At 45.5% G+C, this 17,665-nt stretch carries 15 protein-coding genes; 4 read left to right on the top strand and 11 right to left on the bottom strand.

The annotated features are described in order from the left end of the window. Positions 1 to 46: 46 nt before the first annotated feature. The 3 genes from ileS to murJ all read right to left on the bottom strand — a co-directional run bounded on the left by ileS (position 47) and on the right by murJ (position 5,508). Positions 47 to 2,875: an isoleucine--tRNA ligase gene (gene ileS, locus A8140_RS02990; protein WP_005533264.1), complete on the bottom strand. Its 2,829-nt coding sequence runs from the start codon at positions 2,873 to 2,875 to the stop codon at positions 47 to 49. 64 nt (positions 2,876 to 2,939) lie between these two features. Next, entirely contained in the window at positions 2,940 to 3,875 is a 936-nt protein-coding gene (gene ribF, locus A8140_RS02985) for a bifunctional riboflavin kinase/FAD synthetase (protein ID WP_005533261.1), read from the bottom strand. 70 nt (positions 3,876 to 3,945) lie between these two features. Then, positions 3,946 to 5,508, bottom strand: a complete 1,563-nt coding sequence (gene murJ / locus A8140_RS02980; RefSeq protein WP_005533259.1) for a murein biosynthesis integral membrane protein MurJ — start codon at positions 5,506 to 5,508, stop codon at positions 3,946 to 3,948. A gap of 294 nt (positions 5,509 to 5,802) precedes the next feature. Between murJ and rpsT the strand changes: the two genes are divergently transcribed. Beyond that, positions 5,803 to 6,063 carry a 30S ribosomal protein S20 gene (gene rpsT, locus A8140_RS02975; RefSeq protein ID WP_005447926.1) on the top strand — a complete coding sequence of 87 codons (261 nt, stop codon included), beginning with the start codon at positions 5,803 to 5,805 and terminating at the stop codon, positions 6,061 to 6,063. Between the two features lie 131 nt (positions 6,064 to 6,194). Here the strand turns inward: rpsT and A8140_RS02970 are convergent, their stop codons facing one another. Both A8140_RS02970 and nhaR read right to left on the bottom strand, forming a co-directional pair. Next, complete coding sequence (locus A8140_RS02970) at positions 6,195 to 6,500, bottom strand: ArsR/SmtB family transcription factor (RefSeq protein WP_005533257.1); 306 nt, start codon at positions 6,498 to 6,500, stop codon at positions 6,195 to 6,197. A gap of 126 nt (positions 6,501 to 6,626) precedes the next feature. Beyond that, the gene (gene nhaR / locus A8140_RS02965) at positions 6,627 to 7,517 is read right to left on the bottom strand and encodes a transcriptional activator NhaR (RefSeq protein ID WP_005533256.1); all 891 of its coding nucleotides are present in this window, start codon (positions 7,515 to 7,517) and stop codon (positions 6,627 to 6,629) included. A gap of 386 nt (positions 7,518 to 7,903) precedes the next feature. Here nhaR and A8140_RS02960 point away from each other — a divergent pair, with 386 nt between their 5' ends. After that, positions 7,904 to 9,049: a Na/Pi symporter gene (locus tag A8140_RS02960; RefSeq protein WP_029388715.1), complete on the top strand. Its 1,146-nt coding sequence runs from the start codon at positions 7,904 to 7,906 to the stop codon at positions 9,047 to 9,049. Between the two features lie 497 nt (positions 9,050 to 9,546). On the opposite strand, the gene A8140_RS02955 is transcribed toward A8140_RS02960, so the two are convergent. From A8140_RS02955 to rppH, 5 genes are read right to left on the bottom strand one after another with little or no spacing between them, the layout of a single operon-like run. Next, entirely contained in the window at positions 9,547 to 10,398 is an 852-nt protein-coding gene (locus A8140_RS02955; protein ID WP_005533252.1) for a thymidylate synthase, read from the bottom strand. Positions 10,399 to 10,407: 9 nt separating this feature from the next. Then, complete coding sequence (gene lgt, locus A8140_RS02950) at positions 10,408 to 11,229, bottom strand: prolipoprotein diacylglyceryl transferase (protein ID WP_005428620.1); 822 nt, start codon at positions 11,227 to 11,229, stop codon at positions 10,408 to 10,410. Between the two features lie 39 nt (positions 11,230 to 11,268). Continuing rightward, the gene (locus tag A8140_RS02945; RefSeq protein ID WP_005533250.1) at positions 11,269 to 12,060 is read right to left on the bottom strand and encodes a sulfite exporter TauE/SafE family protein; all 792 of its coding nucleotides are present in this window, start codon (positions 12,058 to 12,060) and stop codon (positions 11,269 to 11,271) included. Positions 12,061 to 12,066: 6 nt separating this feature from the next. After that, positions 12,067 to 14,313: a phosphoenolpyruvate--protein phosphotransferase gene (gene ptsP, locus A8140_RS02940; protein WP_005533248.1), complete on the bottom strand. Its 2,247-nt coding sequence runs from the start codon at positions 14,311 to 14,313 to the stop codon at positions 12,067 to 12,069. Positions 14,314 to 14,322: 9 nt separating this feature from the next. After that, a complete protein-coding gene (gene rppH, locus A8140_RS02935) occupies positions 14,323 to 14,841 on the bottom strand; it encodes an RNA pyrophosphohydrolase (RefSeq protein WP_005434895.1) in 519 nt (172 codons plus the stop codon). Between the two features lie 619 nt (positions 14,842 to 15,460). Here rppH and mutH point away from each other — a divergent pair. Further along, positions 15,461 to 16,141, top strand: a complete 681-nt coding sequence (gene mutH, locus A8140_RS02930; RefSeq protein WP_005534141.1) for a DNA mismatch repair endonuclease MutH — start codon at positions 15,461 to 15,463, stop codon at positions 16,139 to 16,141. On the opposite strand, the gene A8140_RS02925 is transcribed toward mutH, so the two are convergent. Further along, positions 16,142 to 16,453 (bottom strand): DUF6482 family protein, encoded by a 312-nt coding sequence (locus A8140_RS02925; RefSeq protein WP_005447906.1) that lies wholly within the window; start codon positions 16,451 to 16,453, stop codon positions 16,142 to 16,144. Between the two features lie 154 nt (positions 16,454 to 16,607). On the opposite strand from A8140_RS02925, the gene A8140_RS02920 reads away from it, so the two are divergent. Continuing rightward, positions 16,608 to 17,642, top strand: a complete 1,035-nt coding sequence (locus tag A8140_RS02920) for an NADP(H)-dependent aldo-keto reductase (RefSeq protein ID WP_005534143.1) — start codon at positions 16,608 to 16,610, stop codon at positions 17,640 to 17,642. Positions 17,643 to 17,665 lie beyond the last annotated feature (23 nt).

Here is a 17,665-nt window from a genome sequence, read left to right as displayed (position 1 = left end):
ATACTGGGGCTGTTAATTTTAAAAAAAGTTCAGTCGTTCTAGGCAATTACGCGAATTTACGTACTTCACCTTCGCCGTCAACGTTAGACACACAACGACCACAGATCTTCTCGTGACCTTCGATTGTGCCTACGTCTGGCGTGTGGTGCCAACAACGGTCACACTTCTCGCCTTCAGCTGCTGCTACTTCAACAAATAAGCCTTCGATATCCGTCGCTTGTGCAGCATCAGTCTTCTCACCTAGAGGCTTAACTTTCGCTGCAGATGTTAGTAGAACAAAGCGCAGTTCATCTTCTAGTTTGTTGATTTTCGCCGCTAGAGCGTCATCAGCAAATAGCGTCACTTCAGCTTGTAGTGCACCACCGATAGTTTTCTCTTTACGCGCATCTTCTAGAAGTTTGTTCACTGCACCACGAACCGCTTGGATCTCAGTCCAGAATTCGTTGTTCAGCTCTTCGCCTTCAGCAAGACCGAATAGACCATCGAACCACTCACCAGTGAATACGAACTTGTCGCGTTGACCAGGCATTTCGTTCCAGATTTCATCTGCAGTGAACGACATGATTGGCGCCATCCAACGAACTAGCGCTTCTACGATGTAGTAAAGTGCTGTCTGACAGCTACGTTGAGCGTTGCCGCCACGTTTTGCTGTGTACTGACGGTCTTTAATTACGTCTAGGTAGAAAGAGCCCATTTCGATTGAACAGAATTGCATTAGACGCTGAGTCACACCGTGAGTGTTGTACTCTTCGTATGCTTTAACAATCTCTTCTTGTGCTGCTAGTGCACGACCAACCGCCCAGCGATCTAGCGCAACCATCTCTTCAACAGGAACAATGTCTGTTTCAGGGTTGAAGCCGCTTAGGTTAGCAAGGAAGAAACGCGCTGTGTTACGGATACGACGGTACGCATCTGCGCTGCGTTTTAGGATTTCATCAGAAACCGCAACTTCACCAGTATAGTCTGTTGAAGCAACCCATAGACGAAGAATGTCAGCACCTAGCTTGTTAGTTACGTCTTTTGGCGCAACCACGTTACCGATAGATTTCGACATCTTACGACCGTGACCATCAACCACGAAACCGTGTGTCAGTACTTGTTTGTACGGCGCTTCGTCTTTCATCGCGATAGATGAAATTAGAGAAGACTGGAACCAACCGCGGTGTTGGTCAGAACCCTCTAGGTATAGGTCTGCACTGTTGCCGTTGTACTCTTCACGAGCATCAACAACAGAGAAGTGTGTAACACCTGAATCGAACCATACGTCTAGTGTATCTAGTACTTTTTCGTATTGGTCAGCGTCAGCACCTAGTAGTTCAGCTGCATCGACATCCCACCATGCTTGGATGCCTTTCTCTTCAACCAGCTTAGCGACTTTCTCGATCAGCTCTAGCGTGTTTGGATGAAGTTCTGCTGTTTCTTTATGAACGAACAGAGCAATTGGCACACCCCAAGTACGTTGACGAGAGATACACCACTCAGGGCGACCTTCGATCATACCTTCGATACGGCTTTGACCCCACTCAGGCATCCACTCAACATTCTTGATTGACTCTAGTGCTTTAGCACGTAGGCCAGCTTGGTCCATAGACACGAACCATTGTGGTGTTGCGCGGAAGATGATCGGAGTCTTATGACGCCAACAGTGTGGGTAGCTGTGCTCGTATGCGTGGTGGTGTAGTAGTGCACCTTTTTCTTTCAGTACTTCTACTACTGCATCGTTCGCTTTAAATACGTGCTGACCAGCAAATAGCTCAGTGTCTGGTAGGTAAACACCGTTTGAACCAACTGGGTTTGCTACTTCTAGGTTGTACTTATTACCAACCGCGAAGTCTTCTTGACCGTGACCAGGTGCAGTGTGAACAACACCAGTACCTGAATCAGTTGTAACGTGATCACCAAGGATCGCCGGTACAGTGAAATCGTAGAATGGGTGTTGGAATTGAGAAAGCTCTAGGTCCGCACCTTTAGCAAAGCCAAGGTTGTGGAAGTGCTCGATACCTGCACGGTCCATTACGTCTTTCGCTAGCTCAGCAGCAACGATGATACGCTCAGCGTTGTCGCCTTCTGTTTGGATAAGCACGTACTCTAGATCATCACGTAGACATACTGCGCGGTTTGCAGGCAGTGTCCATGGTGTTGTTGTCCAGATAACGATAGATATGTCACCTTGGCCTTCGTGACCTTCAGTTAGCTCAAACTTAGATAGCAGTGCCGCTTCGTCAGCCGCTTTGAAGCGAACGTCGATAGATGGCGATACTTTATCTTTGTACTCAACTTCTGCTTCAGCAAGAGCTGAACCACAGTCTGTACACCAGTGAACTGGTTTAAAACCTTTCAGTAGGTGACCTTTGCTTGCGATCTTACCAAGTGCACGGATGATGTTCGCTTCAGTTGCGAAGTCCATAGTGCGGTATGGCTTGTCCCACTCACCCATGATGCCAAGACGCTTGAAGCTCTCTTTTTGACCTTCAACTTGACCTGCAGCGTACTCGCGACATTTCTCGCGGAACTCAGCTGCCGTCACTTTTTGGCCTGGCTTGCCTACTTTCTTCTCTACCATCAATTCGATAGGTAGACCGTGGCAGTCCCAGCCTGGGATGTAAGGTGCGTCAAAACCTGAAAGTGTTTTGGATTTAATAATAATGTCTTTAAGAATCTTGTTTAGTGCGTGACCAATGTGAATGTCACCGTTCGCGTAAGGAGGGCCATCGTGCAGTACGAATGACTTTTTGCCTTTCTTAGCTTTACGGATTTCACCGTAAAGATCTTCTTTGTACCAACGCTTAAGCATTTCTGGCTCACGATTGGCCAGGTTGCCGCGCATTGGAAACCCTGTTTCAGGTAAGTTCAGGGTATCTTTATACTCACTCATCGATTCTTAATTCCGTTATATTGGGCGAAAATTAGACATTATGTTGCACGGTGGAATAAACCGCTCAACGCTTAAGCTGACGCAGCCACACCCTCGCTGCTTCAGCATCCAATTCGATTTGTTGTTTAAGTGCTTCAAACGACTCAAACTTTTGCTCATCTCTGAGTTTATGCAAAAGTTCCACTTCTAGCTGCTTGCCATATAAATTAGCGTGAAAGTCGAATAAGTGTACTTCTAACTGCTGGCGAACACCATTTACTGTTGGTCGTTGACCAATGTTAGCGACGCCACCCACTGGCTTATCTCCTAAGCCAAGCGCTTGAACAACATAAACTCCGGAAACCGGAGATACACAGCGTTTCAAAGGAATATTTGCAGTAGGGAACCCGATGGTTCGACCTAGCTTTCTTCCGTGTGAAACACGACCGGCAATGCTGTAATCTCTTCCCAGCATCTCTTGCGCGGAATGCAAATCATCACGAGCCAGCGCTTTACGGATAGCCGTGCTGCTCACTCGTAATTGCTGTAAACAAAAGCTTTGGGTACTGACAACTTCAAAGCCGTACTTTTCCCCTGCTTCTTGTAACATCGCAAAGTTACCAGTTCGGCCTTTGCCGAAACAGAAATCATCGCCGATGACAAGAAACTTAACACCCAATCGACCAACCAACAAGTCACGGATAAACTCTTCCGCCGTTAGGTCAGCAAAATGACGATTGAAGTTAACACACAGCAAACGATCGATGTCGAGCTTACTCAGCTGAACAAACTTATCACGCAGTCGCGTTAACCTCGCAGGTGCCTTATCTCGAGCAAACAGCTCCATCGGCTGAGGTTCAAAGGTCATCACAACCGAAGGCAACGAAAGTTTCTCCGCTTGTTCAGACACTTGCTGCAATACTTGTTGATGGCCTCTGTGTACGCCATCGAAATTGCCAATAGTCAGCACGCAGCCATGATGGCGCGACTTGATATTGTGAATGCCTCTAATCAGTTCCATTGGATACTGCTTTATGCCTCTGTTTTTACTTTGCACTGTGTGAAACTGACGGATTATATACCAATCAACCTTATTCTGTCCCAGCTTTTAAGTCTTTTAAACGTATGCCGAGTAAAAACACAACGGCTAGGTAAACGACAGCACCAAGTCCAACCAACATTCCTAGTACGCCACTGCGGTGAGCAAAGCTCCAACCCAACCACACAGACATGTCTTCAAGTTGCCATAAGATAGCCGCAACCATCGCTGCGCCAGCTATCACCAAACGTATAATAAAGAGGACAGTTCGCTTAGTGATTTGGTACACACCAGCAATATGCAAACCGCGGTAAAGCAATGCCATGTTTACAAAAGCAGAAAGCGCCGTTGCAATAGCAAGACCAACGTAACCGTAGAAGTATGCAAAGATCGCGTTGAAGACCATATTCGTCACCATCGCAATGATGCCGTACTTCACTGGCGTTTTAGTGTCTTGACGCGAGTAGTAACCCGGAGCGAGAACCTTAATCAGCATGAAGTTAAGCAGACCTGATGCATACGCTAATAATGAGAGCGAGGCTTGATGTACGTCTTGCGGAGAAAACTCACCACGCATAAACAACACCATCAACATTGGCTTTGCGAGTACCATCAAACCAAGCATTGCAGGAATACCTAGTAAGGTAACCATGCGTACGCCCCAATCCATCGTATGAGCAAAACCTTCACTGTGAGCATCTACGTGCTTACGTGATAATGCTGGGAGAATCACCGTGGCAATCGCAATACCAAATAGGCCAAGTGGGAACTCCAATAAGCGATCAGAGTAGTAAAGCCAACTGATAGAGCCTGTTTGCAAGAAGCTAGCAATAAAGGTGTCAAACAACAGGTTGATTTGGCTTACCGACACACCAAATAGAGCAGGAATCATAAGGGTGCGGATCTTCACCACGCCCGGATCGCGCCAGCCCCATTTAGGCTTAACCATCACTCCCGCTTTAATAAGGAAAGGAATTTGGAATAAGAATTGAACCAAGCCACCAAGAAGAACACCGATGGCAAGACCGATTTCTGGCTGCGATAGCTGCGGCGAGATAAACCATGCAGCCAAAATGATCATCACATTGAGGAAGACAGGGGTAAAAGAAGAAACCGCAAACTTACCTAACGTATTGAGGATAGCCCCCGAAAGCGCTACAAAAGTGATGAACCATAAATAAGGAAAGGTAATTTTGAGCATCACGCTGGCAAGTTCGAACTTCTCCGCCGCCGGGCCACCATGCATCCAGTCCAAGAACCAACCAAAGCCAAAAAGTGCCGTTACGACGCCAGAGCCTAAAACCCCAAGAATGGTAACAATAGAGACAATCACACCTAACGTACCAGCAGCACGGGCAATCAACTCTCGGGTTTTGTCCATATCCCCTTGGGCGTGGCTTTCGGTTAGTACTGGTACAAAAGCCTGAGAAAACGCGCCTTCAGCAAACAGACGACGTAAGAAATTAGGGATTTTATTGGCAAAGAAGAAGACGTCGGCACTCGCGCCGGCCCCCATCAAGTTTGCTACTACTACATCACGAACTAAACCTAGGACGCGCGAAATTAATGTCATGGCACTGACGATCATGCCAGACTTGAGCAGTCGTTTACTCACTGTAACCTCGGAATATCACCAAAAGATAGCCAACCCTATTCCTCTAAGCCTTTGAAAGCTACAAATGGGCGTTAAAAATATATCCATTTATTGTCAGATCTAGGCGGATAATTATTAGCAATGGTCTAAAAATGCTGTTAGAATCCCCGCCATCTTAACCGCGATGACCTTTGTTACCAAAATTTGTTTTGGTTTCGATTGGTTTTTGCACAAATCATTTGACATTTAGGCGCAAATGAGGGATATTCCTCGCCCTTAAATTGTCATAGAAATAAGTTTTTGGGAGTTAGACCCTTGGCAAATAGTAAATCTGCTAAGAAGCGCGCTATCCAAGCTGAGAAACGTCGTCAGCACAATGCTAGCCGTCGCTCAATGATGCGTACTTACATGAAGAAAACTGTTGCTGCTATCGAAGCAGGCGACAAAGAAGCTGCAACTGCTGCATTCGCTGCAGTTACACCTATCCTAGACCGTATGGCGACTAAAGGCCTTATTCACAAGAATAAAGCAGCTCGTCATAAGTCTCGTTTCACTGCACAAATCAAAGCTCTTTAATAGAGAATTGATTCCACAGTGAAGAAAAAACCGGCTCAAGCCGGTTTTTTTATATCTAAAATTTAGTGTTACTAAATTGAAAGCATAAAAAAAGCTGGCAATGCCAGCTTTTTCTCATTTGTGACCTGTCATCACGCGGTAGCTACCTCACAATAGAGACCATGAAGTGTTTGAATAAGCTCTTTCACTTGATCACTCTTTAATGTGTAGTAGACCGTTTGCGCTTCTTTTCGCGTTGCAACCAATTCATCGCGTCGAAGCCACGCTAAGTGCTGAGACAGTGCCGATTGACTCAACTCTAGTTTTGCGCAAAGCTCCCCGACCGAAAGCTCTTGATTATGCAGCATGCAAAGGATTTGTAGGCGTCTTTCATTTGCCATCGCTTTAAGCAACACGACAGCTTTGGCGGAGTTTTTCTCCATTTCTTGTAGATTCATGTGCTGTACCTCTAGCTACAACTTACTTTCCCCAACCCTGGCCAGTTTGTTGTGTTACAAAGATTTTATAATTTCGAGTTATAATTTTGTCGATAGTAATCTATTTATTTGCGCAACGAAACTTGTTCATTCAAACATTTGGCTAAAATCTGCATCACAAACGTTCTTTACTGCTGGATGTTGTATCATTCGCTCGGCAAAGATGACGTAATACTCTTCCTTCAAATCGTCAACATGCCCAATTAATTGCAAATTGCGATCGTCCTCAATCTCGGACATGTACACCGTCGGTGCTAAGAAAATGACATCATCGCGATATCGAGCAAAGGCCTTCATTAACGCCACATCATCAAATTCACCCAACACATCTGGTTGCAATCCTTGACGATCAAACCACTGCAGTACTTTTCGCCCCATTGCCGTTCGGCTTGCTGGGATAAGTAGCTTTTTCTTCTCTAGGATTTCGGGGAACTTGACGTCTGGAATTTCTGACGAAGCAAAAAAGCTCATGCTGCTTTCACCAAGCTTTTTACTATATAGACCAGGGCTTTGCGTCGAATCTACTGGGCAGTCAGAAAGAATCATATCCAACTTGTGTTGCGATAAACGCTCTAGCAACAGTTCGTGAGTCGATTCATAACAACGTAAGTGAATACTGTTATCCTCTGGAACCGTGGTCATCAGCACTTTACTGACGAGACGTTTAGAGAGGGCATCGGCAACGCCGACTTCGAATAGGATATTGGAGTGTTGGCTATAGTTGACGATATCGAGCATTTCGTAGCTCAACCCAAACATGCGATCTGCGTACTTAAATACCAGCTGTCCAAGCTCTGTTGGCTCTACCGTACGACCATTACGTTTGGTCAACTTCCCCTTCATACGGTCTTCAAGTGCTTTAATCTGCCCTGTCACAGTTTGTGGCGTCAGGAATAATGCATCGGCAGCTTTTGTTACCGAGCCTTGTTTACACACCATCCAGAAGTAATAAAGGTGGTTATAGTTTAAGTGCGACATAGCCATTCCCTAGAAAGAAGATGACACTTTTTATATCAAATGTGACAACGACAAACAATAACCTCGACAAAACCTACACAAACATAAGAAAACAATAGTTTTACCGAAAATATCATATTCATACTGTCATAAAACTTGAAGCAAAACGCACTTTTTTAATCTGCTCTTAAAACTTATCAACAAAACAAAAGTGAAATTAAATCGTATAAAATCAATAATTTAATTTCATGTGAATTTTTCTTCACAGATAACTATCAAAAAGAATAATAAAAATTCTCCATAGAAACTGAACTGTCATATTACTGAAATATTTCATCTCTAACATCGCCCTCAGTTTCAACAACAGACCAAATAAACGAACTGAAAGGTCCACGGAGAAAATTATGATGAACCAAGCTACTTCTACAGCAGCACCAATCTCGAGCACGACTCGCTGGTTACGCTGGGCTAACTTGGCATTCATGTTGTATCTGCTTCTTCTAGCAGTATCTATGGTTGGTAGCGGCTTCAAATGGGCAACTGGCGATCAAGCTAAAGTACTCTTTGAATTTGCGTCTCACCCAGTCGCTGGTCTAATGATCGGTTTGGTAGCTACGGCACTGATCCAGTCTTCCAGTACCGTAACTTCTATTATTGTGGGCTTGGTTGCAGGTGGTCTACCTGTAGAAACCGCTATCCCTATGGTAATGGGTGCTAACATCGGTACAACCGTAACAAATACACTTGTTTCGCTTGGTCACGTTCGTTGTAAAGACGAATTCAAACGTGCATTCGCAAGCGCAACAATCCACGACTTCTTTAACCTACTTGCAGTACTGATCTTCCTACCATTGGAAATGATGTTCGGCATCCTAGAGAAAATCTCTCACTGGTTGGTATCGCCATTGCTAAATACAGGTGATATGAGCATGAAAGGCTTTGATTTCATCAAACCAATCACTAAACCAGTAGTAAGTGCAATCAAAGAGCCACTAGCAACATTTGGCGACACTATGGGTGGCGTAGCGCTAATCGCTCTAGGTATCGGTACTATCTTCGTAGCTATCACGGTTATGGGTAAGCTAATGAAGAGCCTAATGGTTGGTCGTGCACGTGACATCCTTAAGAACGCAATCGGTCGTGGTCCTATCCACGGTATCGTATCGGGCTCTGTAGTTACTGTTCTTGTTCAGTCTTCTTCTACGACAACAAGTCTAATGGTTCCACTAGTAGGCTCTGGTGTTCTAAAAGTACGTGACATCTACCCATTCACTCTAGGTGCAAACATCGGTACATGTATCACGGCTCTACTAGCAGCAACAGCGGTATCTGGCGAGTTCGCAGTATTCGCACTGCAAATTGCACTAGTACACCTAACGTTCAACATTCTGGCGACATTGTTCATCTTCGGTATCCCGTTCCTACGTGAGATTCCAGTGAAATGTGCAGAAGTGATTTCAGAACTAGCTATTAAGAATAAAGCGGTTGTAGCAGGTTACCTACTGGCAGTATTCATCGTGCTACCAGGCTCTATCCTTGCTCTGACAGCATAATAATAAGATTACCATCGCTTATTTGAGGCTCCACTTCGGTGGGGCCTTTTTTCGTTTTGGGGAAGCGAAAACGGGCTCGCCCTATGGAACGCTACGCTTCGGGATAAGGGATAAGGGATAAGGGATAAGGGATAAGACTCGATTATATCCACCTAGGACGGTAAGTTCTGTCAATACTCTCTAACCTTCACTGAGCTTCCAGCGCCACACTCTCGCTACCTACAGCAAAGTGCTTTCATTTCTTAATCACGCAGTAAACTGTGGTAAAAGAGATTACCGACAACGCTCCTTCGTCGCTTTCGGGAATGACACCGTTTAATTTCAGAGTGCTTGAACGTCATCCTCAAGAGCGAGGCGCGAGTGAGTTGGGGAGCTTTTATTCCCTATCACATCTCAGAGCGAAGCGTTCCACAGGGCGAAGCCCGTTCCCCCCTATTCCCACCCTCCGGGCATAAAAAAACCGCCCATAAAGGCGGCTTAGAAACTCAATATACTCGTTAAACTGAGAACGGGTACTGAATTGGGTCGTGATGCTCGTAGCCTTCCACCCAGAAGTCATCTAGGGTTACCCATGTTTCTAAATCTTCTAGAGATTTGATTTCTGGGTTAATGTGGAAGGTTGCCGCTTTTAGTGGCTCACGCTTCAACTGGATGTCACGCATTGGCGCAAGCTGATCTTCGTAGATGTGTGCGTTAACAATCTTATGGTAAGCCTGACCAGGTTTCTTACCTGTGATTTGCGCCATGATTGCCAAGAACACATACACTTGAACCATATTGAAGTTCAGACCCAGCGGAACGTCACAAGAGCGCTGCGTGCTGTTTAGGTATAGCGTGTCACCTAACAGTGAGAAGTGGTGGCTGTACATACATGGACGCAAACACCCCATATGGAACTCACCCGGGTTGTAGAAGTTTAGGATTTCACCACGGTCATCAACACCGCGCGTCAAATCATCCACAATCTTACGCAACTGGTCGACATGACCGCCATCTGGCTTCGCCCATGAACGACCTTGAACGCCGTATACGCGTCCCATGTCGTCTTCGCCCTTACGGAATGGGTTGTTCAACCATGCTTCATTTAGGTTTGCGTTCGCATCCCATGTTTTCGTACCTAGCTTACGGAAATCTTCAGCGTTGTCGTAGCCACGAATATAACCAAGTAGCTCAGCAACTGCCGCTTTCCAAAAGCTCTTACGTGTCGTTACTAATGGGAATTGGTTGTTAGCAACATCGTAGGTCAAGTCTGCGTTGATCACCGTTAGGCAACGTTTGCCTGTACGTTCGTTTTCAACCCAAGAGCCTTGGTCAACGATACGCTGACACAAATCTAAATACTGTTTCACACCAATTCCTTACTTCGTTTCTGCTTGGACTTTGTCTTGGTAAAGACCACGTTTGTACGCCCAAACCATCATAAGGATACCCAGAATGATCATCGGTGAAGATAGGATTTGTCCCATCGAAATGTAACCACCAAATAGACCAAGCTGTGCATCCGGTTCGCGAACAAACTCAACTAGGAAACGGAATGTACCATATCCAGCTAAAAATAGCCCTGATACCGCGCCTAAAGGACGAGGCTTTTTGATAAACCAGTTAAGGATAAAGAACAGCACAATACCTTCTAGGAACATCTCATAAAGCTGAGATGGGTGACGAGGCAATGGGCCACCGTTCGGGAAGATGATCGCCCATGGCACATCCGTTACACGTCCCCAAAGTTCGCTGTTCATGAAGTTACCCATACGCCCCATACCAAGGCCAAATGGTACTAACGGCGCGACAAAGTCCGCCACACCAAAGAAAGTGCGACCATTCTTATGTGCGTACCAGAACATGGCGGTGATAACACCTAGCAAGCCACCGTGGAATGACATGCCGCCAGTCCAGACTTTGAATAGGTATAGAGGATCGGCTAAGAACAAATCAAAGTTGTAGAAAATAACGTAACCAACACGACCACCAATCACTACCCCAAGGAAACCCGCGAACAACAAGTCAGAAACTTGCTCACGCGTCCAACCACTACCCGGCTTATCTGCGCGACGATTTGCCAACCATAGTGCGAACATAAAGCCGACTAGGTACATCAAACCGTACCAACGAACAGAAACAGGACCAATAGAGACTAAAACCGGATCAATATTGGGAAATTCTAAATATCCCTGAGACATAACTCATTCTCTTCTTATTACTAATAAAACAGGTGGACTTTACAGCAGCATGGTCGCTGCAACAAACATCAAGAACACGGCAAAGATCTTCTTCAAGACCGCCGTAGGAAGGTTGGTTGCCATCTTCGCGCCGACTTTCGTCGTGAGCATCGACGTCATCGCAATCGCCGCTAAAGCTGGCAGATAAACATAACCCACACTGTAGTCAGGTAGCCCTTCTACTTTGTAGCCATGTAAGATAAATCCAATCATGCCTGAAATCGCAATCACGCAGCCACACACGGATGAGGAGCCAACCGCTTTACGCATTTCAATACCATGCTTGTTTAAGAAAGGCACTGACAGTGAACCACCACCAATACCAGCAAGACTCGATACCACACCAATTCCCGTTCCGTACATCATAGTGACCGGACTACTTGGCATTGGCTTCTCGCTTTTCGTCTTAATTGAGCGAAACATTTGTACAGCTAGACACAGCACAATCACCCCAAAAACTTTCGGTAAGTAATGCGTTGGGATCCACTCGGCGATATTGGCACCAACAAAACCGCCAATCACCACGCCAGGCATCAGCCATTTGACGACGAACATATCGACGTTGCCAAGCTTAAGGTGGTTAAGTGCAGAAGAACCAGAGGTCACGATGATACTCGCCAATGACGTTGCTAACGCCATGTGCATGCTAATTTCAGGAGAGATACCAGCAAGAGGAAGAAGGTAAAGTAGCGCAGGTACGACAATCAGTCCGCCCCCGATACCAAGAAGCCCCGCCATCACGCCTACGAAAGCGCCTAGCGCGAGCAATAATATAAATAAAGAGATGGTCACTGTTACCTACTTCTTACCTGCACGAATAAAGCCGGCAAAGCCTTGCTGGATAAAGAAATCATGCATCATTTGATGAATTTCTTGCCCGTAAGAGCATGACATGGCTTTTTCGACGAGTTTTTCGAGTTCTTTTTGTTGGCTATGACGAATCAAATATTTCACCTTAGCCACGTTCGAGGTGTTCATACTCAAACTGTTGTAGCCTAAGCCCAACAGGAGCAACGCACCAAATGGATCACCAGCTAGCTCACCACAAATACACACAGGCACTTGATATTGGTGGCAAACATCGTGAATTTGTTTTAACGCTAACAACACCGCGGGATGCATGGATTCATAGACATCCGCAACACGTGAATTGTTCCGATCGACAGCCAACAAATATTGCGTTAAGTCGTTGGTACCGACAGAAACGAAGTCAACACGGTGAGCGATAGCTGGCAGCAAGTACACCATTGAAGGCACTTCGATCATCACTCCAACCTTCGGAGCTTGAATTCGCTCATCCAGCAACACCACCTCGCTGTAGGCTTGATTAATCAGTGCGACGGCGTCGTCGAACTCTTTAATGCCTGACACCATTGGCAATAAAATGCTCAAGTTGCCACTTTCCGCACTCGCCCTTAGCATCGCTCTCAATTGGATCAAAAAGATGTCTGGGTGATCCAAAGTAAAACGAATACCACGCCAGCCTAAAAATGGGTTGTCTTCATCAATAGGCAAATACGGCAATGGTTTATCACCACCGATATCTAGGGTACGCATTACAACGCGTTGATTCGGGTAACTGTTCAGAATCGCTTGGTACTGATGATACTGCTCATCTTCTGACGGAAAGTGATGCTGAAGTAAAAAAGCGATTTCCGTTCGATACAAACCAACGCCATCAACACCGGAGTTGATCGCGATATTGCTATCGGCACTCAAACCCGCGTTGAGCATTACTTCAACATGGCAATCATCTTGCGTGATCGCAGGCAGTGCTGAGTCTTTGTTCACCATGGCGAACAATTCAGACTCTTCACTAACAAGGCTACGATACTCGCGCAGAAGCTGCCTGTTCGGTTCTAAATAAATCTCACCAGTGTACCCATCAACAATGCCGTTCTTACCATTTACGACGCTGGTGTTGATGTTCGCGCCCATGATGGCAGGAACACCCAATGCACGTGAGAGAATCGCAGCGTGAGAGTTTGCAGCACCTTCCAATGACACCACAGCCAACAGATGTTGTTTTGGAATCGACGCTAATAACGTGGCCGTAAGTTCATTGGCAACCAAGATCACCGGACGATCAATCGAGGCATGCTCTTGCTCACTGTTGTGCAAGAAATACAGCAGACGTTGCCCTAACTCTCGAATATCTTGCGCGCGCTCACGCAGGTACACGTCAGACATACGCGCAAAGCGGTTCGAGTAGGTTTCAACAACTTGACGTAACGCCCAGTCAGCACGATCGCCCTTTTCAATCTGCTTCTTCAGATCGCCACGCAGCATTGGATCATTGAGTAAGTGAGTAAAAAGGTCGAAGATCGCCAAGGCGTCTTTATTGATTTCACTGTCGAACTTCTTGCGCATACGACGAAAATCACTCAGCGCCCTTTCCACCGCGACCGCAAGCAGTTCATGTTCTCGTTCTTTATCTAAGGCAGAGGCAGGGAAAACATCGCTCAAATTAGGCTGGGTATTGTCAAACCAAAACTCACCTATCGCGACCCCCGTTGAAGCTGGTAGCCCTTTAATCACCGTTGGTTTAGAGGCAAGTTGCCAATGACCGAGATTTTGCGCATGGGCAATCAGTATTGCAATCTGAGCGGACAAGGTAACAAGGAAAGACTCTTCCATCTCACTGAACAAACGCGGCGTTTTCTGCTGGATAACCAACACACCTAATACTTGCTTACGATGGATGATTGGGGTACCAAGAAAAGAGTGGTAAACCTGCTCACCCAATTGAGGAAAGAATTTGAAATCAGGGTGAGTGGAAGCCTCAGCCAAGTTTAACGGTTCTGCACTGCGCTTCACCAAACCGACCAAGCCCTCATTGAAGTTGATATGGATGCTATCGCCTTCAAAAGTAAGGCCTTGAGTTGCCATTAACTCAAGGCGCTGCATTTCTTCATTAGCAAGGTAAATAGTACAACACTCAGTGCATAGGGCGGCGCAAGTCTCTTTTACCAATATGTCGAGTGCCAGATGCACGTCATCGACTCTGGAGACTTTTTCAACTATTTCCCTTAGCTGACTGAGCATGTTAATCCTCTATCTACGTTGCTTTTTTCTTTTCCCTTTCGTCTTGCGCTCTCGAAAAGGCATGGCTAAAGATGCAAACTCTTTCATTGCTCGACGGTATACGTCACGCTTGAAAGAAACAACTTGCCTAACTGGATACCAGTAGCTTACCCAGCGCCAACCATCAAATTCAGGGGATTTCCCACGCTGCATATTAATGCGGGATTCATCGCATTCTAATCGCAGCAGAAACCATTTCTGTTTTTGGCCGATACAAACAGGCTTGGAGTCCCAACGCACCAATCGCTTTGGTAGCTTATATCTTAACCAATGACGACTTGTTGCGATGATCTTAACGTCTTTTTTCGTCAGACCGACTTCTTCATATAACTCCCTGAACATGGCTTGTTCAGGTGTTTCACCTTCGTCAATCCCACCTTGTGGAAATTGCCATGAGTGTTGCCCGTATCGTTTAGCCCAGAAGACCTGACCATGGTTATTACATATCACAATACCAACATTGAGTCGGTAACCATCGCCATCTATCACTGGCTAACCTCTATGAATAATTTTTTATTACCGTGATTTTTCCACATATCCCCATTACTAGCAAACTTACTGATGTGATATGAGCAAGATTTATTAGCTTTTGGCCAATTTTGGATATCTTTTGAGCAGACATTATTTTATCAACACAAGATTGAGACATAGCCCACATTTATTCACCTTTTCTGTGAATAACTTTGTGAAGAAAACGCTATCAACAAAGAATTTTGTTCAAAACCATCACAAGAGCCAATTTCAATAATGACAACAAAAAAACAGTAAATTATTGATAATAAATACATATATTTAGATTTTTTTGAATTAATGATCTTACTTTTCTTGATGATCTTTTCACCAAACACAGATCGGTCAAAGATCGCACAATCGGTTATTTATCCACATTGGACAGGTAGGACTTCATGACATCTCAATAAAATCAAGCCTCAATCATGTCTTAAACCCCTGTTTATTCATCCACCCCACATAGAGATCCTATTGGTCACTTCCTAATCTGTGGATAAGTTATGGATTGATCATTCTTAATTCAGCTCGATGAAATCTTCGACAGAGGATTTTATTTAAATTTGTTAGACTAGACGTTTTCCAATACCACCTTGTCATCATGAAACCAGAACCACAATCCGAAGCTGAACTGATGGAACGCGCGCAAGACATTGCTGGCTTAAGCTTTGCCGAGCTCGCTGAGGAAGCTGGCATGACCGTTCCTGCAAACTTGAAACGCGATAAAGGTTGGGTCGGTCAATTACTCGAATGGCACCTGGGTGCCCCAGCCGGCAGCAAGCCTCAGCAAGATTTCGCCAAACTTGGGATAGAACTAAAGAGCATTCCAATCGGGTATTCTGGCAAACCTTTAGAGACTACCTTTGTCTCTGTTGCCCCACTGACTGGCGTGCAAGGTTTAACATGGGAAACCAGCCATGTACGCAATAAACTATCCCGTGTGCTTTGGGTACCAGTAGAAGGTGAACGTGAGATTCCGTTGGCTGAGCGCCGTGTCGGCAGCCCGTTGATTTGGTCGCCAGATCAAGAAGAAGAGCAGATTCTGAAAAATGATTGGGAAGAATTGATGGAATTGATCGTACTAGGTAAGTTTGATCAAATTTCCGCCAGACACGGAGAAGCACTGCACTTACGTCCGAAAGCTGCAAACGCGAAAGCTTTAACGGAAGCGTACAGTTCGAACGGAAAACCGATCAAAACCCTGCCTCGTGGTTTCTATCTCAGGACACAGTTTACTGAGCAGATCCTACTGAAGCATTATATTAACGCCCAATCAGAGTGATTAATGCGTTACCAGTGACAGTTCAATGTCACAGTAAGAGGCTGCGCCATCGCTACCAAATTCATCGTAAGCGTTGTGCAGTCTCAAGTAAGCTTTATCAATCCCTAACCTAAGCAGTTCCTCTTTTACCAAATCTAACGACCCAAAATGAATCGGATCCTCGCCATCTTTGATTGGCTCTAGTTGGTGTTTGTACTCCACTGCTAATAGATAGTCAGAGACATCAGAACAACCTATCACAAAGACCTTCGGTGTTTTGTAAGAGTCCTTGTGGTGGCCATGCAACCACATGTCGAGTTGATGCTTCTGCATAATTCACCTCCTTCACAAGATCCTTTAAGTCTAGTTAGCGTATTGATAAGTTTCGAGTTAACGACAAAGAGAAACCTAAATCATTTGCGACCACGACTAAAAATCCCCTATATTGGAATGACTTATTCAGTCGGTAACTCTTCAAGGATGTGAAATGCAATATACAAAACTACCGCACTCATCACTCGAGATCAGTAAGATCTGCCTTGGCACTATGACGTTTGGTGAGCAAAATACCGAACAAGAAGCGTTTCAACAGCTCGACTTTGCCCTCGATCATGGGGTGAATTTCATCGATACTGCCGAGATGTATCCCGTTCCGCCGAAAGCTGAGACACAAGGACTCACTGAGCAATACATAGGTAATTGGCTAGCGAAAAGCGGTAAGCGTGAGAAAGTCGTATTGGCAACAAAGGTCGCAGGTCCACGCAACGTTCCCTACATTCGTGAGAACATGAGCTTAAACCGCCGACATATCCATACCGCGATTGATGACAGCCTTAAACGCCTACAAACGGATTATGTCGATCTATACCAACTGCACTGGCCACAACGTCAAACCAACTGCTTTGGACAGCTCAACTACCCTTACCCAGATAAGCAAGAAGAAGTCACGCTGATCGAAACACTTGAAGCACTGACTGAGTTAGTCAAAGCGGGCAAAATACGTTACATCGGAGTATCGAACGAAACCCCATGGGGCGTGATGTCACTACTGCGTTTGGCAGAGAAACATGATCTGCCGAGAATCGTTTCCATCCAAAACCCATATAACCTATTAAACCGCAGCTTCGAAGTTGGTTTGTCTGAAATCAGCCACTACGAAGGCGTTCAGCTACTGGCTTATTCGCCGCTGGCATTTGGTTGTTTGAGTGGTAAATACCTAAACGGAGCGAAACCTGAAGGCGCACGTTGCACCATTTGGGAGCGCTTTGCTCGCTACTTCACACCGCAAGGCGTAAAAGCGACAGAAGCGTATGTAAACCTAGCCCGTGACTACGGTTTAGATCCTGCGCAAATGGCGCTGGCATTTGTCAATCAACGCCCATTTGTGGCTTCCAACATCATTGGCGCAACTAACCTAAAACAGCTCAAATCAAATATCGACAGTATCGATGTTCATTTAAGTGAAGAATTGCTCAATGACATCCAAGCGATTGGCACCACTTACTCAAACCCGTGCCCGTAGCATTTGATTTCCCAATGGACCAA

The sequence above is a fragment of the Vibrio campbellii CAIM 519 = NBRC 15631 = ATCC 25920 genome, assembly GCF_002163755.1.
GTDB lineage: Bacteria > Pseudomonadota > Gammaproteobacteria > Enterobacterales > Vibrionaceae > Vibrio > Vibrio campbellii.
The sequence above is the reverse complement of the archived record's forward strand: the minus strand, read 5'-3'. Positions and strand labels throughout refer to the sequence as shown.